Source organism: Streptomyces sp. AK02-01A, assembly GCF_033795305.1.
Taxonomy (GTDB): Bacteria; Actinomycetota; Actinomycetes; order Streptomycetales; family Streptomycetaceae; genus Streptomyces.
Window position 1 is genome coordinate 30,662 of sequence record NZ_JARBAE010000010.1, and the last position, 25,208, is coordinate 55,869.

24 protein-coding genes and 1 riboswitch are annotated in these 25,208 nt (G+C 72.0%); of the genes, 13 read left to right on the top strand and 11 right to left on the bottom strand.

Annotation, left to right across the window (positions count from 1 at the left end; translation table 11 throughout):
- Positions 1-23 precede the first annotated feature (23 nt).
- From PV679_RS12695 to PV679_RS12720, 6 genes are all read left to right on the top strand, one after another.
- Positions 24-1,556 carry a S8 family peptidase gene (locus PV679_RS12695; protein ID WP_319680263.1) on the top strand — a complete coding sequence of 511 codons (1,533 nt, stop codon included), beginning with the start codon at positions 24-26 and terminating at the stop codon, positions 1,554-1,556.
- Between the two features lie 174 nt (positions 1,557-1,730).
- Entirely contained in the window at positions 1,731-2,813 is a 1,083-nt protein-coding gene (locus tag PV679_RS12700; protein WP_319680264.1) for a DEDDh family exonuclease, read from the top strand.
- A gap of 63 nt (positions 2,814-2,876) precedes the next feature.
- Positions 2,877-3,110, top strand: coding sequence for a hypothetical protein (locus PV679_RS12705; protein ID WP_319680265.1), 234 nt, complete (start codon positions 2,877-2,879; stop codon positions 3,108-3,110).
- A gap of 162 nt (positions 3,111-3,272) precedes the next feature.
- Positions 3,273-4,073, top strand: a complete 801-nt coding sequence (locus PV679_RS12710; protein WP_319680266.1) for an SURF1 family protein — start codon at positions 3,273-3,275, stop codon at positions 4,071-4,073.
- A 40-nt stretch (positions 4,074-4,113) separates the two neighbouring features.
- The gene (locus PV679_RS12715; protein WP_319680267.1) at positions 4,114-5,898 is read left to right on the top strand and encodes a glycoside hydrolase family 15 protein; all 1,785 of its coding nucleotides are present in this window, start codon (positions 4,114-4,116) and stop codon (positions 5,896-5,898) included.
- A 4-nt stretch (positions 5,899-5,902) separates the two neighbouring features.
- A complete protein-coding gene (locus PV679_RS12720) occupies positions 5,903-6,658 on the top strand; it encodes an SDR family oxidoreductase (protein ID WP_319680268.1) in 756 nt (251 codons plus the stop codon).
- Between the two features lie 55 nt (positions 6,659-6,713).
- On the opposite strand, the gene amaP is transcribed toward PV679_RS12720, so the two are convergent.
- The 11 genes from amaP to PV679_RS12775 form a co-directional block, all read right to left on the bottom strand.
- Positions 6,714-7,292 carry an alkaline shock response membrane anchor protein AmaP gene (amaP, locus tag PV679_RS12725; RefSeq protein ID WP_319680269.1) on the bottom strand — a complete coding sequence of 193 codons (579 nt, stop codon included), beginning with the start codon at positions 7,290-7,292 and terminating at the stop codon, positions 6,714-6,716.
- A gap of 4 nt (positions 7,293-7,296) precedes the next feature.
- Positions 7,297-7,968 (bottom strand): DUF6286 domain-containing protein, encoded by a 672-nt coding sequence (locus tag PV679_RS12730; protein WP_319680270.1) that lies wholly within the window; start codon positions 7,966-7,968, stop codon positions 7,297-7,299.
- Complete coding sequence (locus PV679_RS12735) at positions 7,965-8,297, bottom strand: Asp23/Gls24 family envelope stress response protein (RefSeq protein WP_319680386.1); 333 nt, start codon at positions 8,295-8,297, stop codon at positions 7,965-7,967. The genes PV679_RS12730 and PV679_RS12735 overlap by 4 nt, the downstream gene beginning before the upstream one ends.
- Positions 8,298-8,318: 21 nt before the next feature.
- Positions 8,319-8,510, bottom strand: a complete 192-nt coding sequence (locus tag PV679_RS12740) for a hypothetical protein (protein ID WP_319680271.1) — start codon at positions 8,508-8,510, stop codon at positions 8,319-8,321.
- A gap of 39 nt (positions 8,511-8,549) precedes the next feature.
- Positions 8,550-9,044, bottom strand: coding sequence for an Asp23/Gls24 family envelope stress response protein (locus PV679_RS12745; RefSeq protein WP_416069708.1), 495 nt, complete (start codon positions 9,042-9,044; stop codon positions 8,550-8,552).
- Between the two features lie 263 nt (positions 9,045-9,307).
- Complete coding sequence (locus tag PV679_RS12750) at positions 9,308-10,099, bottom strand: enoyl-CoA hydratase/isomerase family protein (RefSeq protein ID WP_319680272.1); 792 nt, start codon at positions 10,097-10,099, stop codon at positions 9,308-9,310.
- A 127-nt stretch (positions 10,100-10,226) separates the two neighbouring features.
- Positions 10,227-10,448: a helix-turn-helix domain-containing protein gene (locus tag PV679_RS12755; protein ID WP_030753304.1), complete on the bottom strand. Its 222-nt coding sequence runs from the start codon at positions 10,446-10,448 to the stop codon at positions 10,227-10,229.
- A 377-nt stretch (positions 10,449-10,825) separates the two neighbouring features.
- The gene (locus PV679_RS12760) at positions 10,826-12,424 is read right to left on the bottom strand and encodes an ABC-F family ATP-binding cassette domain-containing protein (protein WP_319680273.1); all 1,599 of its coding nucleotides are present in this window, start codon (positions 12,422-12,424) and stop codon (positions 10,826-10,828) included.
- 259 nt (positions 12,425-12,683) lie between these two features.
- On the bottom strand, positions 12,684-13,991 hold the full coding sequence (locus PV679_RS12765) for a hypothetical protein (protein ID WP_319680274.1): 1,308 nt from the start codon (positions 13,989-13,991) through the stop codon (positions 12,684-12,686).
- Between the two features lie 486 nt (positions 13,992-14,477).
- Positions 14,478-15,605, bottom strand: a complete 1,128-nt coding sequence (locus tag PV679_RS12770; RefSeq protein ID WP_319680275.1) for an alpha/beta hydrolase — start codon at positions 15,603-15,605, stop codon at positions 14,478-14,480.
- A gap of 103 nt (positions 15,606-15,708) precedes the next feature.
- On the bottom strand, positions 15,709-16,398 hold the full coding sequence (locus PV679_RS12775; protein ID WP_319680276.1) for a class II aldolase/adducin family protein: 690 nt from the start codon (positions 16,396-16,398) through the stop codon (positions 15,709-15,711).
- Between the two features lie 173 nt (positions 16,399-16,571).
- Between PV679_RS12775 and PV679_RS12780 the strand changes: the two genes are divergently transcribed.
- The 7 genes from PV679_RS12780 to PV679_RS12810 all read left to right on the top strand — a co-directional run bounded on the left by PV679_RS12780 (position 16,572) and on the right by PV679_RS12810 (position 25,202).
- The gene (locus tag PV679_RS12780) at positions 16,572-17,807 is read left to right on the top strand and encodes an inorganic phosphate transporter (protein WP_319680277.1); all 1,236 of its coding nucleotides are present in this window, start codon (positions 16,572-16,574) and stop codon (positions 17,805-17,807) included.
- Between the two features lie 97 nt (positions 17,808-17,904).
- Positions 17,905-18,132 (top strand): hypothetical protein, encoded by a 228-nt coding sequence (locus PV679_RS12785; protein ID WP_319680278.1) that lies wholly within the window; start codon positions 17,905-17,907, stop codon positions 18,130-18,132.
- A 150-nt stretch (positions 18,133-18,282) separates the two neighbouring features.
- A riboswitch (cobalamin riboswitch) is annotated at positions 18,283-18,416 on the top strand.
- Positions 18,417-18,451: 35 nt separating this feature from the next.
- A complete protein-coding gene (locus tag PV679_RS12790; protein WP_319680279.1) occupies positions 18,452-19,462 on the top strand; it encodes a cobalamin biosynthesis protein in 1,011 nt (336 codons plus the stop codon).
- Positions 19,459-21,057 carry a cobyric acid synthase gene (locus PV679_RS12795; protein WP_319680280.1) on the top strand — a complete coding sequence of 533 codons (1,599 nt, stop codon included), beginning with the start codon at positions 19,459-19,461 and terminating at the stop codon, positions 21,055-21,057. The genes PV679_RS12790 and PV679_RS12795 overlap by 4 nt, the downstream gene beginning before the upstream one ends.
- An 88-nt stretch (positions 21,058-21,145) precedes the next feature.
- Positions 21,146-23,227, top strand: coding sequence for a putative cobaltochelatase (locus tag PV679_RS12800; RefSeq protein WP_319680281.1), 2,082 nt, complete (start codon positions 21,146-21,148; stop codon positions 23,225-23,227).
- The gene (gene cobO, locus PV679_RS12805; protein ID WP_319680282.1) at positions 23,227-23,826 is read left to right on the top strand and encodes a cob(I)yrinic acid a,c-diamide adenosyltransferase; all 600 of its coding nucleotides are present in this window, start codon (positions 23,227-23,229) and stop codon (positions 23,824-23,826) included. Before PV679_RS12800 ends, cobO begins: the two co-directional genes overlap by 1 nt.
- Positions 23,820-25,202 carry a cobyrinate a,c-diamide synthase gene (locus tag PV679_RS12810; protein WP_319680283.1) on the top strand — a complete coding sequence of 461 codons (1,383 nt, stop codon included), beginning with the start codon at positions 23,820-23,822 and terminating at the stop codon, positions 25,200-25,202. The genes cobO and PV679_RS12810 overlap by 7 nt, the downstream gene beginning before the upstream one ends.
- Positions 25,203-25,208: the final 6 nt, after the last annotated feature.

Below are 25,208 nucleotides of genomic sequence, written 5' to 3' on the forward strand. Positions count from 1 at the left end.
CTCACGGATGATGTGGAGAACCCATGGCTCAGCTGAGATCCAGACGGCGGCGCGCACTCGCGCTGCCCGTAGGTCTGGCGCTCACCGCTTCGCTCGGCTTCCTGCCGGCGGGTACGGCTACGGCCGTCCAGGCCGACGGTGTCGCCGCCACGGTCGCCACGGACGGCCCGAAGCTTTCGTATGTCGTCAACACTCATGGCGGGCGCTCCACCGTCTCGTCGGTCAAGAAGGCCATCAACCGTGCCGGCGGCACGGTGGTGACCTCCTACGACCAGATAGGCGTCATCGTCGTCGCCTCGCAGAACCCCGGCTTCGCCAAGAGCGTCCGCAAGGTCAGGGGCGTCGACTCGGCCGGTGCCACCCGCACCGCGCCGCTGCCCGCGCAGTCCACGACGGACATGGGTGCGCCGCAGACCCTCACGGCCGAGCAGATCGCCGCCGCGAAGGCGGACAAGGCCGTGGGCCAGGATCCGCTGGAGGCTCTGCAGTGGGACCTGCCCGCCATCAAGGCGGACAAGGCGCACCAGAAGACCCTCGGCAGCCGGAATGTCACGGTCGCCGTCATCGACACCGGCGTCGACGACACGCACCCGGACATCACGCCGAACTTCGACCGCGGGGCATCGGTCAACTGCGTGAGCGGCAAGCCCGACACGACGGACGGCGCCTGGCGGCCGAGCGCCGCGGAGAGCCCGCACGGCACACATGTCGCGGGTGAGATCGCGGCGGCGAAGAACGGCATCGGTATCACCGGTGTCGCGCCGGGCGTGAAGGTGGCCGGGATCAAGGTCTCCACGACGGCCGGCTTCTTCTACACCGAGGCCGTCGTCTGCGGCTTCGTGTGGGCGGCCGAGCACGGCGTGGACGTCACCAACAACAGCTACTACACCGACCCGTGGTACTTCAACTGCAAGAGCGACCCGGACCAGAAGGCCCTGGTCGAGGCGATCACCCGCGCCACGCGGTACGCCGAGAGCAAGGGCACGGTCAATGTGGCCGCGGCGGGCAACGAGAACTACGACCTCGCGTCCGACTCGATCATCGACCCGAGCAGCCCGAACGACACCACTCCGGGCGACCGTGAGATCGACCCGTCCAAGTGCTACGACATTCCGACCCAGTTGCCGGGTGTGGTGACCGTCGCCTCCACCGGCGCCAAGGGCCTGAAGTCCTCGTTCTCCAACTACGGTCTCGGCATCATCGACATCGCGGCCCCGGGCGGCGACTCGACCGTCTACCAGACGCCGGCCCCGCCGGCGACCAGCGGTCTGATCCTGGGCCCGCTGCCGGGCGGCTCGTGGGGCTACATGGCCGGTACGTCGATGGCCTCCCCGCATGTCGCGGGCGTGGCCGCGCTGTTGAAGTCCACGCATCCGCACGCCTCGGCCGGGACCATCAAGGCGCTGCTCACGGCGCAGGCCGACGATGTCGCCTGCCCGGCGCCGTACGACATCGACGGTGACGGCGAGGCCGACGCCGTCTGTGAGGGCGGCAAGCGCCACAACGGCTTCTACGGTGCGGGTATCGCCGACGCTCTGGACGCGGTGCGCAGGTAAACAGTCAGCGGTCGGCGGTCAGCGCCGACCGCCGTGTGTACGCGGGCCGTTCCTCAGGGACGGCCCGCGTTCGCGGTCTCCGCACGGGCCTTGACAGAGCGACCGCTCCCGGGCCGGGCACGGCGTCCCGAGGCGGACCGGGGACGGGGCTGTCAGTCGCGGCCCGTATTCTCTGTGACCATGCTCGACGACCAGACGACTGCGACGACATGGCCGGCCGCCTACCCTCAGGGGTACGCGGTCGTCGACGTGGAGACCACCGGACTCGCCCGCGACGACCGGATAGTGTCCGCCGCCGTGTATCGCCTGGACGCCCGGGGCAATGTCGAGGACCACTGGTACACCCTGGTCAATCCGGAGCGCGACCCGGGTCCCGTGTGGATCCACGGGCTGACGAGCGATGTGCTGGAGAGCGCTCCGCTCTTCCCGGACGTCGCCGGAGAGCTGGCCGAGCGGCTGGACGGCCGGGTGCTCGTCGCGCACAACGCGGTCTTCGACTGGTCGATGATCGCCCGGGAGTACGCACGCGCGGAGCGGGCCGCGCCCACCCGGCAGCGGCTGTGCACGATCGCGCTCTCCAAGGAGCTGCGGCTGCCGCTGCCCAATCACAAGCTGGAGTCGCTCGCCGCGCACTTCGGAGTCGTCCAGCAGCGCGCGCACCACGCGCTCGACGACGCGCGGGTGCTGGCGGAGGCGTTCCGCCCGAGTCTGCACGCCGCGGCCCGGGACGGCGTACGGCTGCCGCTGCTCGAATGCCTGCCGCTCACCGAGTGGTCGGACGCGCCGGCGCGGCCCCGGGCCGGTTATCAGCCGACCTACCGGCAGGCGAGCTGGCGGCCCTCGCGCAAGCGCCCGGCCTGCCCGTATCCGAATCCCGGCCGGTACGAGCCGGGCGGGCCGCTGGTGCAGGGCATGCGGGTGGCGTTCTCCGGCGACACCTCCGTCGACCGTGAGCTGCTGGAGGATCGGGCCGTGGAGGCCGGGCTGCATGTGGCGACGAGCGTGTCGCGGCTGACCAGTCTGCTGGTGACCAATGACCCGGCCGCGTCGACGTCCAAGACGGTCAAGGCCGCGTCGTACGGCACGCCCGTCATCGACGAGGGCGCCTTCACGCAACTGCTGCGGGACGTGGCGCCGGCGCGCGGTTCCGCTCCGGTTCCGGCGCCCGCACCACCGCCCGCGCAGGCTCCGCTGCCGCTGCCCGCTCCGTGGCCGCCGGGGACCACTCTGCCCGGCCCGCGCCCGGCAGACGAGTGATTGGCACGCGACGCGCCAGCGGCCCTCTCGCGCACCGGCGCCCGGCGTCCCACCCTGTGGCGCATGGCACGTTGCGAGGTCTGCGGAAACGACTACGGGATGTCTTTCGAGGTGCACGCGCAGGGCGCGGTGCATGTCTTCGACTGTTTCTCCTGCGCCATCCACCGGATGGCGCCCATCTGTGAACACTGCCGGGTGCAGATCATCGGCCAGGGGGTGGAGGCCGAGAGCCACTGGTACTGCGGCGCCCACTGCGCCCGCGCCGCGGGCAGGACCGGCGTCGTCGACCGGGTCTGAGACCGGTCCCGCGAGGCCGGCACGGCCGACGCGGTCCGGGACCGCAGAGGGGACAGCAGAGCCCGCGAGAGGAGGTTCCGCGCGAGGCCGTGGCCGCGGCCCACCGCCGTCTGCCCGGTCCCGCCGTCCGGCGGCCGTCACCGGCCGGGTACCGTCGAAGGCGTGTACCGCTTCCTGTTGTCCCGGCAGTGGGTGATCCTCACCCTCCTCGCCCTCGCCCTCATCCCCGCGATGATCGAGCTGGGTTTCTGGCAGCTTCACCGGCACGAACACAAAGTCGCCCAGAACGCCCTGATCTCGGACAACCTCAGGGCCGAACCGGTCCCGATAACGGAACTGACCTCACCCGGGCACACCGTCCCCCGCACCGACTACTGGCGGCGGGTCACGGCCACCGGCCGGTTCGACCCCGCGCACGAGGTCGTCGTACGCCGCCGGACCTCCAGTGACGACCAGGTCGGCTACCACGTGCTGATCCCGCTCATCCTGAAAGACGGCCGCGCGGTCATCGTCAACCGCGGCTGGATCCCCGCCACGGGCGACCAGCGGGCCTTTCCCGACATCCCGCCCGCTCCCGGCGGCGAGGTCACCATCACCGGCCGGCTGAAGGCCGACGAGACCTCGGCGGCCAGCGGCATCAAGGACGTACGGGACCTGCCGCCGCGCCAGACCATGCTGATCAGCAGCGAGCAGCAGCGCGAGTACCTCGGCCGTACGGTGCTCGGCGGCTATGTGGAGCAGACCTCTCCCGTGCCGGCCGGCGGCAGTCCCGAACAGATCCAGGACCCCGACGACAGCTCGATCGGCCCTCATATGGCGTACGCCGTCCAGTGGTGGCTGTTCGCCGCCGGAGTGCCCGTCGGCTGGGTGATTCTCGTACGCCGGGAGAAGCGCGACCGGGAAGCGGCCGCGAGTCACGGAGTCCCCGCACCGGAATCCAATCCCGCGACCGCGGCCGTCTGACCACTGCTTAGCCTCCGCGCGGTGCGGGAACAGGGGTGGCGTGACCCAACGCATCGAGGACTACGCGCTCATCGGCGATCTGCAGACCGCCGCACTGGTCGGCATGGACGGTTCCATCGACTGGCTGTGCCTTCCGCGCTTCGACTCGGCGGCCTGCTTCGCCTCGTTGCTCGGCGACGAGGACAACGGCCACTGGCGGATCGCGCCGACGGGCGCGGGCGACTGCACGCGGCGCGGCTACCTGGGTGACTCGCTGGTGCTGGAATCCGTGTGGGAGACCCGGACGGGTGTGGTGAAGGTCATCGATTTCATGCCGCAGCGTGATGTGGCACCCGATGTCGTGCGGATCGTGGAGGGAGTCAGCGGTTCCGTCGACATGGACTCCACGCTGAAGCTGCGCTTCGACTTCGGTTCCGTGGTGCCCTGGATGCGCCGCTCGGACGGGCACCGGGTGGCGGTGGCGGGCCCCGACTCCGTGTGGCTGCGCAGCGAACCCGCGGTCAAGACCTGGGGCCAGCAGTTCAGTACGCGTTCCTCCTTCACCGTCGGCGAGGGCGAGAAGGTGGCGTTCGTCCTCACCTGGCATCCCTCGCACGAGCCGCGTCCGCCGCTCGTGGACCCGTACGAGTCGCTGGAGCACAGCCTGGAGGACTGGGAGGCCTGGGCCGCGCGGTGCACGTACGAAGGCCCGTACCGCGCCGCCGTCATGCGCTCCCTCATCACACTCAAGGGACTCACCTACGGGCCGACCGGCGGCATCGTGGCGGCGCCCACCACCTCCCTGCCGGAGGATCCCGGCGGCGTACGGAACTGGGACTACCGCTACTGCTGGCTGCGCGATTCCACTCTGGTGCTCGGAGCCCTGCTGTCGGTCGGCTATCTGGACGAGGCCGCCGCCTGGCGCGACTGGCTGCTGCGCGCGGTCGCCGGAGACCCGGCCGATCTGCAGATCATGTACGGGCTCGCCGGTGAGCGGCGGCTGCCGGAGAGCGAGCTGCCCTGGCTGAGCGGTTACGAGGGATCCGCGCCCGTCCGGATCGGCAACAACGCGGTCGACCAGCTCCAGCTCGACGTCTACGGCGAGGTCATAGACTCCTTCCATGTCTCCCGGATGGCGGGACTCTCTCCGAAGCCGCACGCCTGGAGTCTTCAGCTCGCTCTGCTGGACTTCCTGGAGTCGAAGTGGCGGGAGCCGGACGAGGGCCTCTGGGAGGTCCGTGGGCCGCGCCGGCACTTCGTGCACTCCAAGGTGATGGCCTGGGTCGCCGCCGACCGGGCCGTACGCACGCTGGAGGCCGATCACTCGCGCAGCGGTGATGTGCAGCGGTGGCGGACGATGCGGGACGAGGTTCACCGGGAGGTGTGCGAGAAAGGGTACGACCCGGAGCGGAACACCTTCACCCAGTCGTACGGCTCCGCGGAGCTGGACGCGGCGACGCTGCTCATCCCGCGGGTCGGCTTTCTGCCGCCGGACGATCCCCGGGTCGTCGGCACGGTCGACGCGGTGCGGGCGGAGTTGGGACAGAGCGGACTCGTGCGCCGCTACAGCACGACGGGTCCCGAGGTCGACGGCCTGCCCGGCGACGAGGGGACGTTCCTGGTCTGCTCGTTCTGGCTGGCCGACGCGCTTCATATGACGGGGCGGACCGAGGAGGCCAGGGAGCTCTTCGAGCGGCTGCTCTCGCTGCGCAACGACGTCGGGCTGCTGGCGGAGGAGTACGATCCGGCGGCCGGACGCCAACTCGGCAACTATCCGCAGGCATTCAGCCATATCGGACTGGTGGTGACCGCGCTGACCCTGGCTGGGACGGGCACGGCAGGATAGGTCCATGGATCTTGGACTGAGAGACCGCGTCTATGTCGTCACCGGTGCGTCGCGGGGGCTGGGCCGTGCCGCCGCGCAGGCACTCGCGGCCGACGGCGCGAAGGTTGTCATCTCCGGACGCGACGAGAGCGGTGTCACGGAGGCCGCCGAGGCGATCGGGCCCGGCGCTCACGGACTCGCCGCCGACAACGCCGACCCGGCCACTCCACAACGCCTCATCGGCGCGGCCCGGGAGCGGTTCGGCGGCTTCGACGGCATCCTGATCAGCGTCGGCGGCCCGGCGCCCGGGTTCGCCGCGGACACCACCGACAAGCAGTGGCAGACGGCGTTCGAGTCGGTCTTCCTGGGAGCCGTACGGCTGGCGCGCGCGGCGGCGGAGGAACTGGGCGAGGGCGGTGTCATCGGCTTCGTCCTCTCGGGATCGGTGCACGAGCCGATCCCGGGCCTGACCATCTCCAACGGTCTGCGGCCGGGCCTGGCCGGCTTCGCGAAGTCCCTCGCGAACGAACTCGGCCCGCGTGGAATCCGGGTCCTCGGCCTGCTGCCGTCCCGGATCGACACGGACCGCGTGCGCGAACTCGACGCCCTGTCGGGCGACGCGGCGGCGGCGAAGGCGAGAAACGAGTCGCGCATACCGCTGCGCCGCTACGGCACCCCGGAGGAGTTCGGCGGTACGGCGGCGTTCCTGCTCTCGCCCGCGGCGTCCTATCTGACGGGCCTGATGCTGCCGGTGGACGGCGGCGCGCGCCACGGTTTCTAGAGCGTGTGGCGGCCTGCGCCCTGCGGGCCGCCCGCGCCGTGGCCGGAACCGGCCGTCAGCTCACCCGCTCCGCGCGGTGCTTCGCCGCACGGAGCCGGACCTGCGCCGGCAACGCCTTCAGGTTCGCCGAGTCACGGGCATGGGCCAGCGCCTCGTGGACAAGGCGCCTGAGCGCCTCACCCGGCGCCGCGTGAGCGTCCAGGAGCATCCGGACGCGTGCGGACGGAGCGCCGCGACGGCCCGTCAGCCTGACCCTCGCGCGGGCCACGCCGTCCAGCGACTCGGCCTCGCTCGCCAGCACGTGCTCCAGCGCGTGGCCGCGCAGCAGCGCTCCTTCACCGTCACCGGTGTCGACGAGGACCTCCGCCAGCCGGGAACGCCGGAGCTGCGCCAGCAGCCACCACAGCGCCAGCACCACCACGACCGCCAGTGCGGCGATGACGGCGGGCCACCACCAGCCGTCCTCGCGCCACCGGAGGCGGTTCACACGGCTCAGCAGCACATCGTGCGGTCCGCCGTACGGCCACCAGGACGGCACCGGCCACCGCACTCCTTGCGCGAGCACCAAGCCGCCCGCGCAGAGCAGCACCAGACCGATCAGAGCCAGCAGTACGCGGTTGACCACCCTGATCACGCCGTCACCTCTTCCTGGTGGGCCTGCGGACTCGCACCGACAGTGCGGGCGGCCTGGCGAGGCCCAGCTCCCTGACGCCGGTGCCCAGCACGTCGCGCAAGTCCGCGCGTACGTCGTCGAGTTCACGGAAGTGGGACTGAGCGCGCGCCTTCACCTTGGAGCGGCCCACCCGCACCCGCGCCGACTGCACTCCGGAGACCTCCATGGCGCGGTCGCGCAGCACCAGCGCGGCGGCCTCCCGGTCCAGTCCGGCCCGTACCTCTCCGAAGTCCCGCCGCATGGGCAGCACTCCGCGCAGTCCGGGAGTGAGCGCGAGCACGATCAGCCACACTCCGAGAGCCATCGCGACGGCCGCCGCCACCAGCATCCAGGTCTGGTCGAGCGGCTGCCGGGCCAGTTCGCCGGCGAGCTCGCGGCGCCAGGACATGGCGGGATGGCCGGCCCGCACGGCCGCGATGTCGTACAACAGCAGCCCGGCGGCGCCGAGAACGACCAGGGAGACCAGCGCGGCGGGGATCCGGCGGGTGGACCAGAAGCGTCCGGCCCTGCCGCCCGCGCCGTCGTCCGGCGGCTCCGGCTCGTACCGCGTGGCGGAGCTCGACTGGTCCCGTTCGAGTACGCCGCCCCGCTCGTCTTCCCTGTCCTGTCCGGTGCCTCCGGCCACGGGTTCGCTCATCGGATTCTCCCCTGTGCCGCGCCTCGCGAATGGACGGAGTGCAGCTCTTCGACACGCACCACCACTTCGGGCACCTCCATGCCCGCCAACGCGCGTACCCGCTGGGTGACTTGGTGACGCACGGCGCGGCATTGGCCGCCGATGTCGGAGGGATAGTCCAGTTCGATGCCTACGCGCACATGCGCGATGTCGTGGTGCACCGTCACAGTGGCGTGCGGCGCGGCTCCGCCTGCCGGCACTCCGCCGAGCGCTTCCCGCGCCGCCTGCGCGGCGATCTTCGCGACGACGCGGTCGGCGATGGTCGTCGCTCCGCGCTCACCGGCCGCCATCCGGTCACCGGCCACGCGAGGTCACCGCCGCCGGTCGTCGCGTTCGCGACTGCGGAAGAAGTAGCCGGGCTCCAGATCGCCGTCCAGGAACCTCCCGGCCACGAACCCGACCACGCCCAGCGCGGCCACCAGCACAAAGGCTCCGAATCCGCCGAAATAACCGGCGAATCCGAGCGCCATACCGGCCAACAGGCCGACCACAGCCATGCTCATCGTGCGCTCCTCTTCCGCTCCTCCGCGCTTCCCGGACCGCTACTGGAGCCGTGTCTCCGGTCCTTCGTCATCGTCCTCGTCGGGCAGCTTCACATCGCTGACCGCGATATTGACCTCGACGACCTCAAGTCCCGTCATCCGCTCGACCGCGGAGATGACGTTCTCGCGTACGGCGACGGCGACATCGGTGATCGAGACTCCGTAGTCGACGACGATCTCCAGATCGATCGCTGTCTGTACCTCTCCCACCTCGGCCTTCACGCCTCGGCTGACGGACGACTTGCCGCTGCCGGGGACGCGGTCGCGTACGGCGCCGAAGGTCCGCGACATCCCGCTTCCCATGGCGTGTACACCGAGCACGTCCCGGGCCGCGAGTCCGGCGATCTTCTCCACAACGCCGTCGGCGATGGTGGTACGGCCACGGGATCCGGGAGGGCCACCGCCGCGCTTGGTGGCGGAGGGCCTTCTCGCCTCCTCGCCCGACGGCTCTCTGCCGGAGGACATGGCCTGATTGCGGGGCGCGCTGTCTGACATCGCCATTCATCCCTTTCCGTGCGGAGATGGGCTCTGTCGCTCACATTAGGACCGCTTGTCCGGTTCCGCGCCGTGGATGAGGCAGGCCGGCGCGAGGACCGGCCGGGGCCGCCGCCGGTCAGAACGGATCCGTGGGTGACGGCGCTGCCGGAAACGGCGGAGGAATCCGCGGAGCCCGCTGGACCAGTGGAGCTAGGACGTGTCGCGGAAGTCCCGTCCGGCTCACGACAGTCCCGTCCGGCTCACGGCGGAAGCGGCGGCTGTCAGTCGGCGAGGCCGGCGAGATCGCGCAGCCGGCGGGCCTGTGCGGCGCGCTCGGCGGCGCGCTGGGCCTCGAAGGTGCGGCCGGACGCGCCCTGGAGCAGCGCCTTGGTCTCGATCACCGCGTCTCGCGGTGCGGCCAGCAGCGCGCCCGCCAAGTCCTTTACGGTGTCGTCGAGTTCGCCGGGCGCCACCACCAGGTTGGCGAGCCCGGTCCGTTCGGCCTCCGCGGCCTCGACGAAGCGGCCCGTGGCGCAGATCTCCAGCGCACGCGCGTAACCGACGAGCCCCACCAGCGGATGGGTGCCGGTGAGGTCGGGGACCAGGCCGAGGCTCGTCTCGCGCATGGCGAACCGCACGTCCGTGGTGACGATCCGGAGATCGCACGCGAGCGCGAGCTGGAAGCCGGCTCCGATCGCGTGTCCCTGAACGGCCGCGATCGATACGACGTCATTGCGCCGCAGCCAGGTAAAGCCTTCCTGGTATGCGGCGATGGCCGCGTCGAGGTCGGCGTCCGAGCCCCGCGCGAGATCCAGAAACGACGGCTCGCCGTCGAAACCCTCGGGAGTGAACGCCTGCCGGTCGAGCCCCGCGGAGAAGGACACACCCTCACCGCGCAGCACCACGACCCGCACACTGCCCGGCAACGCCCTTCCGGCTTCTGCCAACGCCCGCCACAGAGCGGGAGACTGGGCATTGCGCTTGGCCGGATTGGTGAGCGTCACCGTGCCGATCGCGTCCTCGACGGTGAGCCGTACGCCGTCCTTGTCGAGTACTGATTCGAGCGAAGTCATGGGGCGCCTCCGGTTCGGGCAGTCAGGGCATCGAGCCAAGTGACTGCACAGTAACCACCTGGGCGATCATGTGATCGACCGGGTGGCCACCATCCGAACCGGTGGCCGGAGGAGTCGTGCTCGGTCGTCAGGCCGAAGCGGCCTTCTTGCCTCGCGTCGCTCCGCCACGTCCCCGCAGCGTGACTCCGGACTCACTGAGCATCCGGTGAACGAATCCGTAGGAACGGCCGGTCTCTTCGGCCAGCGCCCGGATGCTCGCACCGTTGTCGTACTTCTTCTTCAGGTCTGCCGCGAGCTTGTCACGCGCGGCGCCGGTTACCCGGCTGCCCTTCTTCAGAGTCTCGGCCACCCGTGCCTCCTCATGGGAAGTGCGCTCTGGACTTCTCATGATCACCCCTCGCGGGCCTCCTGGCCACCCATTCGGCAAGGTCCGTGGGACCAGCTTTGGCGGGCTTCCGGCTCCGGATACGGGCGGAGTTACCTATTCCGGCGATGCCCGCCTCGGCCTCTGGGCGAAGGTGCGGCGGAAGTGCCAGGTCAGCGGCGTGCGGCCGGGTCGGCGCGGACCAAGGCCGGGACGGCCCGGTCCGTCGCGCGGCGCGCCGCAGTACGAGACGCACTCACACAGATGAAGGATCACTGCTGAGCCGAATGATCCATACGGAGTGGATCACGTGAGTGGATCACGCCTCTGGATCATGAGACGGCCAGGCCGGCGGCCGGCCGTCAGGCGAGCGCGACCAGATCCGCGTAGTCCGCGCCCCAGAGGTCCTCGACCCCGTCGGGCAGCAGGATGATCCGCTCCGGCTCCAGCGCGTGGACCGCGCCCTCGTCGTGAGTGACGAGGATGACCGCGCCCTTGTACGTACGGAGCGCGCCGAGGATCTCCTCACGGCTGGCCGGGTCGAGGTTGTTGGTCGGCTCGTCGAGCAGCAGCACATTGGCGGAGGAGACGACCAGGGTCGCCAGCGCGAGCCGGGTCTTCTCACCGCCGGAGAGCACTCCGGCCGGCTTGTCGACGTCGTCTCCGGAGAACAGGAAGGAACCGAGTGTCTTGCGGACGTCGACGAGATCGAGGTCGGGCGCCGAGGAGCGCATGTTCTCCAGGACGGAGCGCTCCGGGTCCAGCGTCTCGTGCTCCTGGGCGTAGTAGCCGAGCTTGAGGCCGTGGCCGGGCGTCACCTGTCCGGTGTCGGGCTTCTCGACCCCGGCCAGCAGCCGCAGCAGTGTGGTCTTGCCCGCGCCGTTGAGGCCGAGGATCACCACCCGGGAGCCCTTGTCGATGGCCAGATCGACATCGGTGAAGATCTCCAGGGAGCCGTACGACTTCGACAGGCCCTCCGCCGTCAGCGGCGTCTTGCCACAGGGAGCGGGCTCGGGAAAGCGCAGCTTGGCGACCTTGTCGGACTGGCGCACGGCTTCGAGGCCCGACAGCAGCCGCTCGGCGCGGCGGGCCATGTTCTGCGCGGCGACGGTCTTGGTGGCCTTGGCGCGCATCTTGTCGGCCTGGGAGTTCAGGGTGGCGGCCTTCTTCTCCGCGTTGGCCCGCTCGCGCTTGCGGCGCTTCTCGTCGGCCTCGCGCTGCTGCTGGTAGAGCTTCCAGCCCATGTTGTAGACGTCGATGTGAGAGCGGTTGGCGTCCAGGTAGAAGACCTTGTTGACGACCGTCTCGACCAGGTCGACATCGTGGGAGATCACGATGAAGCCGCCGCGGTACGTCTTGAGGTAGTCGCGCAGCCAGACGATGGAGTCCGCGTCGAGGTGGTTCGTGGGCTCGTCGAGCAGCAGGGTGTCGGCGTCGGAGAAGAGGATGCGCGCCAGCTCCACCCGGCGGCGCTGACCGCCGGAGAGCGTGTGCAGGGGCTGGCCGAGCACCCGGTCGGGCAGTCCGAGCGCGGCGGCGATGGTGGCGGCCTCGGCTTCGGCGGCGTATCCGCCCTTGGTGAGGAACTCCGTCTCCAGGCGCTCGTACTTCTTCATCGCCTTCTCGCGGGTGGCGCCCTTGCCGTTCGCCATCCGCTCCTCGTTCTCCCGCATCTTCCGCAGCACGGAGTCGAGGTCGCGGGCGGAGAGGACGCGGTCGCGCGCGAGGACATCGAGGTCGCCGGTGCGCGGGTCCTGCGGCAGATAGCCGACCTCGCCGGAGCGGGTGATCGTGCCGGCGGCGGGGATGCCCTCGCCCGCGAGGCACTTGGTGAGCGTGGTCTTGCCGGCTCCGTTGCGGCCGACGAGACCGATGCGGTCGCCCTTGGCGATGCGGAACGAGGCGGACTCGATGAGGACACGGGCTCCGGCGCGCAGCTCGACGCCGGTTGCGGTGATCACGGAAAGACTCCAGGGCGGTATGGACGGCGGAAGAGGGCTGGCGGAGGGATTCTTCGACGCCGGCTAATGCACAAGGAGAAATGCCATACGGGCCAGTCTAGCCGGGCCGCGCAACTGCCTCCCGGCCCGGTACCCGGGTCCGCCGGACCGCGGACCCGGCCGGAGAGATCATTTCCGTTCCTGGACCCGGCGCGGCGCGGAACCGGCCCGCGGCGAGGCCATGGTGATGCCGGGCGCGGGCCCGAAGCACGGTGCCGGGTCAGGAGCCTCCGGTGTGCACCTGGAACGCCGCCCGGCGCACGGCCTTGGCGAGAGCGGGATCCGGGTGCGCGGCGGCCAGGGCGACCAGCACCTGGACGGTACGCGGATGGCCCACGGCTCTTATCTCGTCGAGCAGTGCCGGGACATTGCCCTGGACCGCGGAATCCAGATGACGGACCAGCAGGTCGCTCTCACCGTGGTCGGCGACGGCCGCGGCGGTGTCCACCCAGAGCCAGGTCGACTCCTCGCGCGTCAGGACATCGGCGGCGTCCTCCGGGTCGGCGCCCTCGTACTCCGCCAGCCAGAGCAGCGCGTAGGGACGCAGCGAGCTGTCGTCCGCCGCCGACCGTACGCCGGCCTCGGCGGGCGCGCCGACGACCCGCAGCGCCTCGAAGGCGAGGCCGCGCAGAAGGGCGTCCTCGCCGCGGGCGACGGCGAGCAGTTCGGTGACGGCGCTGCCGATGGTGCGGGCGGCGAGCCAAGCGCGGTATTCGGCGCGGGCGGGTCCGGGCGTGAGCCGGGCGCAGCCGCGGAGCATGTCCTGGGCGGACTGCTCGATATTGCCGGCGGGGCTCTGGGCCGCGACACAGATCTGCTCCAGTTTGACCCAGACCGCCCAGTTTCCGAGCGGAGTGAGGGTCGCCTGGCCCTCGCCGAGGGTCAGCGCGCCGACGGCGGCCAGGCCCTCCAGGGCCCACTGGAGCAGCGGAGGGAGCAGGGCGTCCGCCGGTGGTTCCTGGGCGGCCGGCTCGGCCGGGACGGATCCCGGCGCGTACGGGACCTCGCAGCGCTCCTCGTGGAGCTCCGCGACGCGCTGCCGCAGCAGATCGAGCAGGGCCGGTACGAGCACGGGGCCGGCCGAGAGCTGGAGGAGCGAGAGCACCTGAGGGACGGCTTCGACGACCTCGGCCACCGTGGCCGGCGCGACATCGGCGGGCGCCGGGTGGACGAGCGACCAGGCGTCGAAGAGCGCGACCCAGCCGCGCTGGACGGCGCTGTCGTCGCGGTCCCAGGCCTGGAGCCGCCAGCCGGGACGTACGGTGCCGCCGTGCAGCTCGACGAGTCCGGCCAGCCGGGCGCGGTCCCAGCTCGCGCGCACCTGGTCCGGTGTCAACTCCAGTGCGGTGGCGGCCCGTTCCTGCGCGGCCTCGGTGAGTGGACCCGCGCCCGGGTCCCGGTCGACGGCCGCCCAGCGGGCGATCCGCACGGCATCGGCGAGGACCTCCCTCGCCTGGCGGGCCAGCTCCGCGGGAGGCGGAGTGCCCTCGGGCGGCCGGGGTGCCGGCCTGTTGCGCCCATCGGTCACGGCCCGTCGGGCCGTGGCCAACGACCTCGGGCGGACGAGTCGGAGTCTGGAGTTGCGCGCCAATTGCTCATCAGGCTTTCGGGACGTCACGAGAGCAGTCTTCCCGGTGACCGCCCGAAAGCCCAAACGGAATCTGTTCCGTCGCTCCGGGGCGGCCGGAAGGGGCTCCTCCGGCGGAGACGGGGCATCGGTGCGACCGGGTGGGAAAAGCCCTGCTGGGCGGCGTGCGGACGGCTTGAGGACCGGTCCGGACAGGACAGGTCCGGGGCCCGGCGGAGGACCTGGCGGATCGCGAGGCGGAGGACGCGGTCCGGGCGGGGCACCAGGCCCGGTCCGGCACATCCCGCCCGGCCCGCGACGCCCGGCACGCCCGCTCGCGGCGCTGTCGGCGTCAGCCGCGTACATCCCGTACGAGCCCGCTCCTCCGCCTCGCGATCGCACGCACCGGACCCCGGGGGGCGGACGGCGGGATGTGTCGGACCGGGCCTACAGCAGCGGAGTGAGGAAGCGGCGGAGCGCCTCCTCGTATCCCGTCGGATCGGCGTTCCACATGGCGGCGTGCGGAGCGTGCGCGACGGCGTGGAGACTGATCAGGTCGGCCCGCCGGGCGGCGAGCTCACGGGAGGAGTCCCAGGAGGCAAGCGTGTCGTCCGGGCCGTGGCAGATCAGCGTCGGAACCCGCAGGTTGCGCGTGTCGGTGGCCCGGCGCAGCAGGTCACCGCGGAGCCCGGTCCTGCCCTGGGCCGCCCTGACCGCGAGCGGCAGCAGTGGTCCGGGGGTGCGGCGGGCGGTGGCGAGCGCCCGCAGCGTGGCCTCCGGGTCCAGCACCGGTGAGTCGAGCACCAGCCCGGAGATCCGTTCGGTGAGCGTGGAGTCGACGGCGGCGTGCAGGGCCATCGACGCGCCGATGGACCAGCCGATCAGGATCACGCGGTCGGCGCCGTAGCGGACGGCGTAGCGGATCGCCGCGTCGAGGTCGCGCCACTCGGACTCGCCGAGGTGGCCGAGACCGTCGGGCGGCCGAGGGGCGCCGGGGTCGCCCCGGTAGGCGAGGTCGAGCACCGGGAGCTCCAGTTCCGCCAGGAACGCCATGATGTTCATGGGGTGCTCGCGGGTGGTGCCCAGCCCATGTGCGGTGATCACCCAGGTCTCGCGCTGTCCCGGTACGAACCACGCGGGCAGGGAACCGAGTTCGCCGACGATCTCCACGTCCTTGTGGTCGAGATCGAGAGCGGTCGTCGGGTCGCCGCTGTGCACCTGCGGGGTGAGCCGCACCCGGGTGCCGGGAGCGAGGCTCCCGTGGCTGACGCTTTCCAGCCGGCGTACGACGGTGTCGGCGGCGTGCGGCACGCTCTCCAGGACGGGGCCGACGACCGCGTGGACGCCGGGTCCTTCGAGTCCGTAGGTGCCTGGGCGCAGGGAGGCGAGGCAGCGGGTCAGGGTGACCTGCCCGGCGGCCGTGGCGTGCACGGTGAGGCGGGGGTCGCTGGGCAGCGGCCGGCCCGGCGACACCTTGAGCGCGGCGTCGCCCGCGTACCGGCCGACGGCGACCGCAGCCGCGCCGACCCCGATCAGTGTGGAGACGGCCGCTGCCGTCGCTGTAGCCGGGCGCACAGGTCCAGTGTCGTCACGCCCGCCCGCCTCGGCCAGTGGACGCGTCCGTCGGTGGGAAAGGCCCGGTGCCGCCGGGCGGCGGACGGGCCGGCCGCGCGGGCGTTCAGGGCCGCTGGCCGTAGCCTCTGAGCTTGTCCCCGGCCTCGCGTACCTGGGCCGGTGACAGCAGCGCCGGAGTGTGGCCCGGCACGGCTCCGGCGACGAGCCAGAGGCGGGACATCCATTCCAGTTGGGCCGTGTCGTCGTACGCCTTGGCGAGGGTGTCGCCATAGCTGACGGTGCCGTGGTTCTGGAGCAGGCACGCCGTGCGGTCGCGCAGGGCGCGCAGCATGTTGGCGGCCAGTTCGTCCGTGCCGTACAGCGCGTACGGCGCGACGCGGACGGGCCCGCCGAAGGCCGCCGCCATGTAGTGGATCAGGGGCAGTTCTGGGACGAGGGTGGAGACGGCGGTGGCGTGCACCGCGTGCGTGTGGACCACGGCGGCGGCCGAGGTGTTGCGGTAGACGGCCAGATGGAGCGGGAGCTCGCTGGTGGGGACGAGATCGCCGAGCACCTGCCGTCCTTCGAGATCGACGGCGACGGTGTCCTCGGCCGTCAGCCGGTCGTACGGCACGCCGCTCGGAGTGACCAGGACCAGTTCGCCGACCCGTACCGATACATTGCCCGAGGTGCCGACGACGAGTCCCTCGGCCGCCGTCCTGCGGGCCGTGGCCACGAGATCCCGCCAGGCGCGGGCGACGGCGTCCCGCCGCTGATCGCTCTCCGTCGCGTCCTGCCGCTGGTGATCGGTCATGCGGTGATCCTGTCAGGCGGGACGGGTCGGCGTCACGGCCGCCGGCCGCCGGTGCAAACGGAGCAACATCTCCTCACACGAGGGCACCGCGAAGCCTTATCCAGTTCATCTTCCGTTCACTCTGATTCCATACGTTCACCGCGGCCACCGACGTCAAACGATTGCCTGGGTAAATGGAACACATCACGCTGCTGCTCGCGATCGTGATCGTGACGGCTCTCGTGTTCGATTTCACGAACGGTTTCCACGACACCGCCAACGCGATGGCGACGACCATCTCGACCGGCGCACTGAAGCCCAAGATCGCGGTGGCCATGTCCGCCGTACTGAATCTCGTCGGCGCGTTCCTGTCCGTGGAAGTCGCCAAGACCATCTCCGGCGGGCTCATCAACGAACAGGGCATCCAGACCGAAGTGATCTTCGCGGCGCTCGTCGGCGCCATTCTCTGGAATCTCTTCACCTGGCTGCTCGGCCTGCCGTCCAGTTCCTCCCACGCACTCTTCGGCGGCCTGATCGGCGCCACGCTGATGTCGGCCGGCGCGTCGGGCGTCAACGGTGGTGTGGTCATCACCAAGGTCCTGATTCCGGCGCTCGCCGCTCCCGTCGTCGCCGGCCTCGCGGCCCTGCTCGCGACCCGGCTGACCTATCTGATCGGCAGCCGCACGGACGAGAAGGCCACCGCCAAGGGCTACCGCGCCGGACAGATCGCCTCCGCGGGGCTCGTCTCCCTCGCCCATGGCACCAATGACGCGCAGAAGACCATGGGTGTCATCACTCTCGCACTGGTCACCGGCGGCGTCCTCGCTCCCGGTTCCAATCCGCCGCTGTGGGTCATCGTCTCCGCCGGCACCGCGATCGCGCTCGGTACGTATCTCGGTGGCTGGCGCATCATCCGCACCATGGGCACCGGCCTCACCGAGCTCCGGCCGCAGCAGGGCTTCGCCGCCCAGACCAGTGCCGCGACCGTCATTCTGGCCTCCTCCCACCTGGGCTTCTCGCTCTCCACGACGCAGTCCTGCTCCGGCGCCGTGATGGGCGCGGGGCTCGGCCGCAAGGGCGGCGTGGTCCGCTGGTCCACCGCCACCCGGATGTTCATCGCCTGGGGTCTGACCCTGCCGTCCGCCGGGCTGGTCGCCGCCGGAGCCGAGTTCCTGACCGGCCAGGGCGCCTGGGGTGTGACGGTGGTCGCCGTGCTGCTCGTCGCGGTCTCCGGAGCGATCTGGCTCGCCTCGCGCCGGCAGCCGGTCGACCACACGAACGTCACCGCTGCCGAGCCGGCGGACGTCATGACGGCCGCCATGGCCGCCGTCACCCCGCCGCACACGACCGGCGTCGCGCCGGACCTCTCGACCACCATTCCGTCCCCCGCGGTCGACTCCGGCGAGCCGGCGCGAACCGCCACGGTGTAGGAGGCCGCGCGAACAGGCGGGGCGGCGCGTGCCGGGCTCGCCTCTCGCCCCGCTCCTTCTTCCACCTCACTCATTCGCGCGATCTCCAAGGAGCAGCATGCACATCGACTGGACGGCGCTCGGCTCCGTCTTCGGCGTCAGCCTCGCGGCCACGATCGGACTCGTGGGCCTGTTCACACTCGGCGTCGTGGGGCTCGCCAAGCAGCCGCCGGCGCCCGCTGCGGGTTCCGGCGGAGCCGCGGCGGCGGTCCGCGCGGGCGCTTATGTCTGCTTCGCGCTGTGCGGCGCGGCCGTCGCGTACGGGATTCATCTGATCGTCGTCTGAGCGGCCACGGACTCCTCCGGCACCGGCCGGTCCAGGCGCACTTCGGGTGCGCCGGGACCGGCTCTGCCGTGTCTCCGGCGCGCCGGCGCGCCATGTGCGTCTCGGCACACTGTCCCGTCGCAGGTCAGCGATGAGTTGACGGGTGTTTGGGCCGCGTGGTGGACTGCCGGGGCCATTTACGGAGGCAGAAGAGGAAGCCGGTGCGAATCCGGCGCGGTCCCGCCACTGTCACTGGGAGCCTGGTCTCCCGGGAGCCAGGAACTCTCGCCGCCGCAACACGTCGAGCCGGGGCGCGGACCCTGAGTGAGGACACTTCTTCATGCCTGGCCGCGGTTCAGCCGCCGGACGGATCTTCGCGTACGGCGCGACCGCCGGCCTCCTGGGTGACCGGCTGTTCGGCGATCCGCGCCGTGGACACCCGGTCGCCGCGTTCGGCCGGGCGGCGACGGCCGTCGAGCGGGTCCTGTGGCATGACCACCGCGGCTGGGGCGCGCTGCACACCGCGGTCTGTGTCGGCGGCGCCGCCGGTGCCGCGGCGCTCGCCGCGCGGGGCGTACGGGACCGTCGCGCCGCCTCCGTGGCGCTGACCGCCGCCGCCACCTGGGCCGTCGTCGGCGGCACCTCGCTGGGACGGGAGGCGCGGGCCATCGGCGGCGCGCTCGCCGCCGGAGACATCGGACTGGCCCGGGAGCGGCTTCCACGGCTGTGCGGGCGCGACCCGGAGGCACTGGACGCTCAGCAGATCGCGCGCGCCGTCGTGGAGTCCGTCGCCGAGAACACCTCGGACGCCGTCGTCGGCGCGCTGGTGTGGGGAGCGGTCGCGGGCGTGCCCGGTCTTGTGGCGTTCCGGGCGGTGAACACGCTGGACGCGATGGTGGGTCACAAGTCCGCCGTGCACCGCCGCTTCGGCTGGGCCTCGGCGCGCCTCGACGATGTCGCCGGCTGGCCCGGGGCCCGGCTGACCGCCGCGCTGGCCGTGCCTGCGGGCGGCGACCCGCGTGGAGCCGTGCGCGCGCTGCGGCGCGACGCCGGCCGGCATCCGAGTCCCAACGCGGGCCCGGTGGAGGCGTCGTTCGCGGGCGCGCTGGGCGTACGCCTCGGCGGGACGCTGGCGTACGCCGGCCGGATCGAGCACCGGCCGGTGCTCAACGGCGAGGGACGGCCCGTCGAGGTCGCGGACATCGAGCGGGCGGTGCGTCTGTCGCGCCGGGTGAACACGCTGGCGCTGGCGGCCTGTGTCGCGGGCCGTTTCGCGTACGGCGCGATACGCCGGACGCGCGCCGCTTCCGGCACGGGCGCGGCAACGGCTTCCGGAAAGGGACAGGGATGAGCCGGAACGGGCTCGGTGGCGGGCTGCTGGTGGCCGGGACCACCTCGGACGCCGGAAAGAGCGTCGTCACGGCGGGGATCTGCCGGTGGCTGGTACGCCGGGGGATGAAGGTGGCGCCCTTCAAGGGGCAGAACATGTCGCTGAACTCGTTCGTGACCCGCGAAGGCGCGGAGATCGGCCGGGCGCAGGCGATGCAGGCGCAGGCCGCCCGGGTGGAGCCGACCGCGCTGATGAACCCGGTGCTGCTGAAACCGGGCGGTGACCGCAGCAGCCAGGTGGTGCTGATGGGCCGTCCGGTCGGCGAGATGAGCGCCCGGGGGTTCTTCGGATCCGGCGGGGCCTCCGGCTCCGCCGCGTCGTCTGCCGGGAGCACACCGCACGGCGGCGGACGGGAAGCGCTGCTGGGGACGGTCCTTGAGTGCCTGGAAGAGCTGCGGCGCACCCATGACGCCGTGATCTGCGAGGGAGCGGGCAGTCCGGCCGAGATCAATCTGCGCCGTACCGACATCGTGAACATGGGCGTGGCGCGGGCCGCGCGGCTGCCGGTGGTCGTGGTCGGGGACATCGACCGCGGCGGGGTCTTCGCCTCGTTCTTCGGGACGACCGCGCTGCTGAGCCCGGAGGACCAGGCGCTGGTCGCGGGCTACCTCGTGAACAAGTTCCGCGGTGATGTGTCCCTGCTGGAACCGGGTCTGGAGATGCTCCGCGGTCTGACCGGGCGGGCCACGCTGGGCGTGCTGCCGTACCGGCACGGCCTCGGGATCGACGAGGAGGACGGACTGCGGGTCTCACTGCGCGGCGGCGCCCGCGAGTCCCGGGTTTCCGCTCCGTACGGCGAGGACGTGCTGCGGGTCGCGGTCCCCGCCGTGCCGCTGATGTCCAACTTCACCGATGTGGACGCGCTGGCGGCGGAGCCCGGGGTCGTGGTGCGGTTCGTGGACCGGGCCGAGGAACTCGCCGACGCCGATCTGGTGGTCCTGCCCGGCACTCGCGGCACGGTGCGGGCCCTGGCCTGGCTGCGTGAGCGCGGGCTGGCCGACGCGATCGTCCGGCGGGCCGCCGAGGGCCGTCCCGTGCTCGGGATCTGCGGCGGCTACCAGATCCTGGGCGAGCGCATAGACGACGACGTCGAGTCACGGGCGGGCAGCGTGCCCGGTCTTGGGCTGCTGCCCGTGCGGATCCGCTTCGACCGGGAGAAGACCCTGGCCAGACCGTCGGGCGTGGCGCTCGGCGAGGCCGTCGAGGGATACGAGATCCATCATGGCGTCGCGGACGTCCGGGGCGGCGAGACGTTCTTCTCGGACAGGCAGGGGCGGCCGGTGGACGGCTGCCGGTCAGGGGCCGTCCAGGGCACGCACTGGCACGGGGCGCTGGAGAGCGACGCGTTCCGGCGGCGCTTCCTGACCGAGGTGGCGCGGGCGGCGGGACGGCGGTTCGTCCCGGCGCCGGACACACGCTTCGGCACGCTCCGCGAGGAACAGCTCGACCTGCTCGGCGATCTCGTCGAGGAGCACGCGGACACGGACGCGCTGCTGCGGCTGATCGAGGAAGGGGCGCCGGCGGGCCTGCCCTTCGTACCGCCGGGAGCGCCATGATCACCAGCTTTCGCGGGGACGCCCCTGTGTGTTCCCGCCGTCGTATCCGTGCCGCCGGACGCCGGCCACTCGAAGGAGCGATCAGCATATGAGCACACCCTTTCCGTTCACCGCCGTCGTGGGGATGGACGATCTGCGGCTGGCCCTGCTGCTCAACGCGGTCAGTCCGGCGGTCGGCGGTGTCCTGGTCCGCGGTGAGAAGGGCACGGCGAAGAGCACCGCGGTGCGGGCGCTCTCGGCGCTGATGCCCGAGGTGGCGACCGTCGCGGGCTGCCGGTACAGCTGCGACCCGGCCGCGCCGGACCCCGCGTGCCCGGACGGGCCGCACGAGAGCGCGCCCGGGACGTCCCGGCCGGCCAGGATGGTGGAGCTGCCCGTCGGCGCGTCCGAGGACCGGCTGGTCGGCGCGCTGGACATCGAACGGGCGCTCTCGGAAGGTGTGAAGGCGTTCGAGCCCGGACTGCTCGCCGACGCGCACCGGGGCGTGCTCTATGTCGACGAGGTCAACCTCCTCCATGACCACCTGGTCGACCTGCTGCTGGACGCGGCCGCCATGGGTGCCTCGTACGTCGAGCGCGAGGGCGTCTCCGTACGGCACGCGGCGCGCTTCCTTCTCGTCGGCACGATGAATCCGGAAGAGGGCGAGCTGCGGCCGCAGTTGCTCGACCGGTTCGGGCTCACCGTGGAGGTCGCGGCCTCGCGCGAGCCCGGTCAGCGGGTGGAGGTCGTACGGCGGCGGCTCGCGTACGACGCCGACCCGGCGGGCTTCGCCGCGCGATGGGCCGGCGAGGAGAGCGCCCTGCGGGAGCGCATCGGCACCGCGCGGGCGCTGCTGCCCGAAGTGCGGCTGGGCGACGCGGCGCTGCTGCAGATCGCCGCGACCTGCGCCGCCTTCGAGGTGGACGGGATGCGGGCGGACATCGTGATGGCCAGGACCGCGACGGCGCTGGCCGCCTGGGCCGGGCGTACGGAGGTGCTCGCGGAGGACGTACGGCAGGCAGCGCTGCTGGCGCTGCCGCACCGGCGGCGCCGTAATCCCTTCGACGCGCCGGGGCTGGACGAGGAGAAGCTCGACGACACGCTGGAGGAGTTCGCCGGCGAGCACGACAGCGACGGCGACGACCATCCCGAGCCGGACGGTCCCGACGGCGGGCCTGACGGTCCCGGCGGCGGTGGCGGGCGGCCGCCGGCGTCCGGTCCCGAAGGCCAGGACACGCCGCGGGAGCCGGCCTCCGGACAGGACGACACGCCCGCGCGGCCGGAGGCCGAGGGCGGGCCGCGGGCCTCCGGGGCGGGTGAGCAGTCCGCCGTGCGGGCCGCCGAGCCGTTCCGTACGAAGACGCTGAGCGTGCCGGGCCTCGGTGAGGGAGCGGCCGGCCGCCGCTCGCGGGCCCGCACCGAACACGGCAGGACGACGGGCTCCCGGCGTCCACGGGGCGCGCTGACCCGGCTGCATCTCGCGGCGACCGTGCGGGCCGCGGCGCCGCACCAGCGGGCGCGCGGGCGCAGCGGCCCCGGTCTGGTGGTCCGCCGCGACGATCTGCGGCAGGCGACCCGCGAGGGACGCGAGGGAAATCTTGTGCTGTTCGTGGTCGACGCGTCCGGGTCGATGGCGGCCAGGCAGCGGATGAGCGCGGTGAAGGGCGCGGTGCTCTCGCTGCTGCTGGACGCGTATCAGCGGCGTGACAAGGTCGGCCTGGTCACCTTCCGCGGCAAGGAGGCGGCGGTGGCGCTGCCGCCGACGTCGTCGGTGGACGCCGCCGCGGCCCGGCTGGAGTCGCTGCCCACCGGTGGCCGCACGCCGCTCGCGGCCGGGCTGCTCAAGGCGCATGACGTCCTGCGGGTGGAGCGGATGCGGGACCCCGCGCGCCGTCCGCTGCTGGTGGTGGTGACGGACGGCCGGGCGACCGGCGGCCCGGATCCGGTGGCGCTCGCGTCGCGCGCCGCGCGGCTGCACGCGTCGGAAGGCATCGCCTCGGTGGTCGTGGACTGCGAGTCGGGGCCGGTGCGGCTCGGTCTCGCCAGGAGCCTCGCCACCGATCTGGCGGGCACCGCCGTCACTCTCGACGAACTGCGCGCCGACAGCATCGCCGGTCTGGTCAGGGACGTACAGGGGACCAGGAGCGGCGAAGGAAGCACGGGAATCAACCACCGCGGGAGGGCCGCTTAATGCCACAGGGACAGCCGGAAACCGTACCGGACGACGGTCTGACCACCCGTCAGCGCCGCAACCGTCCGCTGGTCCTCGTCCACACGGGCACCGGCAAGGGCAAGTCGACGGCGGCGTTCGGGCTCGCGCTGCGCGCGTGGACCCAGGGATGGCCGATCGGAGTGTTCCAGTTCGTGAAGTCCGCGAAGTGGAAGGTCGGCGAGGAGCAGGCGCTGAAGGTGCTGGGCGCGAGCGGCGAGGGCGGTTCCGTCGCCTGGCACAAGATGGGTGAGGGCTGGTCCTGGGTGCAGCGCGATTCGCAGCTCTCCAACGAGGAGGCGGCGCGCGAGGGCTGGGAGCAGGTCAAGCGTGATCTGGCGGCCGAGACGCACCGGCTCTATGTCCTCGACGAGTTCGCCTATCCGTTGCACTGGGGCTGGGTGGACACCGACGAGGTGATCGAGGTGCTGCGCGACCGGCCAGGCACCCAGCATGTGGTGATCACCGGCCGCAACGCCCCGGAGAAACTCCTCGACTTCGCGGACCTCGTCACCGAGATGACCAAGGTCAAGCATCCGATGGACACGGGCCAGAAGGGCCAGAGGGGCATCGAGTGGTGAACGTCCCGCGCCTGGTCATCGCCGCGCCGTCGTCCGGCAGCGGCAAGACCACGGTAGCCACGGGGCTGATGGCGGCCTTCTCGGAGCGCGGCCTCGCCGTCTCTCCGCACAAGGCCGGGCCCGACTACATCGATCCGGGATATCACGCGCTGGCGGTGTCGGCCGGAGGACGGACGCGTCCGGGCCGCAATCTGGACGCCTACATGTGCGGCCCCGGGCTGATCGGGCCGCTGTTCGCGCATGGCGCGGCGGGCTGCGACCTCGCGATCGTCGAAGGCGTGATGGGCCTCTACGACGGCGCCTCCGGCCAAGGCGAACTGGCCTCCACCGCACAGGTGTCAAAGCTGCTGCGGGCGCCGGTCGTGCTGGTGGTGGACGCCTCCTCGCAGTCGCGGTCGGTGGCGGCGCTGGTGCACGGCTTCGCGTCCTGGGATCCGGAGGTACGGATCGGCGGTGTGATCCTCAACAAGGTCGCCACGGACCGGCACGAGCGGCTGCTGCGCGACGCGCTGGACGAGTCGGGTGTGCCGGTGCTGGGAGTGCTGCGGCGCACCGATCTGGTCGGCACGCCGTCGCGCCATCTCGGTCTGGTCCCGGTCGCTGAGCGGCACGCGGACGCGCTGGGCTCGATGCGGGAGCTGGCCGCGCGGATCCGGGCCGGATGCGATCTGGACGCGCTTCTCGCGCTCGCGCGCGGCGCGCCGGCGCTGGACACGACGGCCTGGGCGCCGGGTCTCGAACCGGTCGTGCCATCGGGCGGTGCCCGGCCGGTGGTGGCGGTGGCCGGCGGGTCCGCGTTCACCTTCTCGTACGCGGAACACACGGAGCTGCTCACGGCGGCCGGCGCGGACGTCGTACCGTTCGACCCGCTGCGTGACGAGCGGCTCCCGGCCGGGACCAGCGGCCTGGTGGTCGGTGGCGGCTTTCCCGAGGTGTACGCGCCAGAGCTGTCGGCCAACGAGCCGTTGCGCAAGGCCGTCTCGGAACTGGCGTACTCCGGCGCGCCGGTGGCCGCCGAGTGCGCCGGGCTGCTGTATCTGGCGCGCTCCCTGGACGGGAAGCCGATGTGCGGAGTGCTCGCCGCCGACGCCCGGATGTCGGGCCGGCTGACGCTGGGCTACCGGGAGGCGGTGGCGGTCGGTGACAGCGCGCTGGCACCGGCCGGGACAAGGGTCCGCGGGCACGAGTTCCACCGGACGGTGCTGGAACCGGGCGCCGGGACGGCCCCGGCGTGGGGGCTGACACAGCCGGAACGCCGGCTGGAGGGGTTTGTCCAGGGGGGTGTGCACGCGAGCTATCTGCATACGCACTGGGCGGCGGCGCCGGAGATGGCACGGCGGTTCGTCGAAAGATGTGCCGCGAGACGTGTGGCATGAGCCGGA

Bases quoted from the DNA above. Each gene is read 5' to 3' on its own strand.
- PV679_RS12790 (WP_319680279.1), top strand. From the start codon at position 18,452: ATGCCTGGCCGCGGTTCAGCCGCCGGACGGATCTTCGCGTACGGCGCG.
- PV679_RS12720 (WP_319680268.1), top strand. From the start codon at position 5,903: ATGGATCTTGGACTGAGAGACCGCGTCTATGTCGTCACCGGTGCGTCG.
- PV679_RS12740 (WP_319680271.1), bottom strand. From the start codon at position 8,510: ATGAGCATGGCTGTGGTCGGCCTGTTGGCCGGTATGGCGCTCGGATTC.
- PV679_RS12705 (WP_319680265.1), top strand. From the start codon at position 2,877: ATGGCACGTTGCGAGGTCTGCGGAAACGACTACGGGATGTCTTTCGAG.
- PV679_RS12775 (WP_319680276.1), bottom strand. From the start codon at position 16,398: ATGACCGATCACCAGCGGCAGGACGCGACGGAGAGCGATCAGCGGCGG.
- cobO (WP_319680282.1), top strand. From the start codon at position 23,227: ATGCCACAGGGACAGCCGGAAACCGTACCGGACGACGGTCTGACCACC.
- PV679_RS12800 (WP_319680281.1), top strand. From the start codon at position 21,146: ATGAGCACACCCTTTCCGTTCACCGCCGTCGTGGGGATGGACGATCTG.
- PV679_RS12780 (WP_319680277.1), top strand. From the start codon at position 16,572: ATGGAACACATCACGCTGCTGCTCGCGATCGTGATCGTGACGGCTCTC.
- PV679_RS12730 (WP_319680270.1), bottom strand. From the start codon at position 7,968: ATGAGCGAACCCGTGGCCGGAGGCACCGGACAGGACAGGGAAGACGAG.
- PV679_RS12745 (WP_416069708.1), bottom strand. From the start codon at position 9,044: ATGTCAGACAGCGCGCCCCGCAATCAGGCCATGTCCTCCGGCAGAGAG.
- PV679_RS12785 (WP_319680278.1), top strand. From the start codon at position 17,905: ATGCACATCGACTGGACGGCGCTCGGCTCCGTCTTCGGCGTCAGCCTC.
- PV679_RS12695 (WP_319680263.1), top strand. From the start codon at position 24: ATGGCTCAGCTGAGATCCAGACGGCGGCGCGCACTCGCGCTGCCCGTA.
- PV679_RS12795 (WP_319680280.1), top strand. From the start codon at position 19,459: ATGAGCCGGAACGGGCTCGGTGGCGGGCTGCTGGTGGCCGGGACCACC.
- PV679_RS12735 (WP_319680386.1), bottom strand. From the start codon at position 8,297: ATGGCGGCCGGTGAGCGCGGAGCGACGACCATCGCCGACCGCGTCGTC.
- PV679_RS12750 (WP_319680272.1), bottom strand. From the start codon at position 10,099: ATGACTTCGCTCGAATCAGTACTCGACAAGGACGGCGTACGGCTCACC.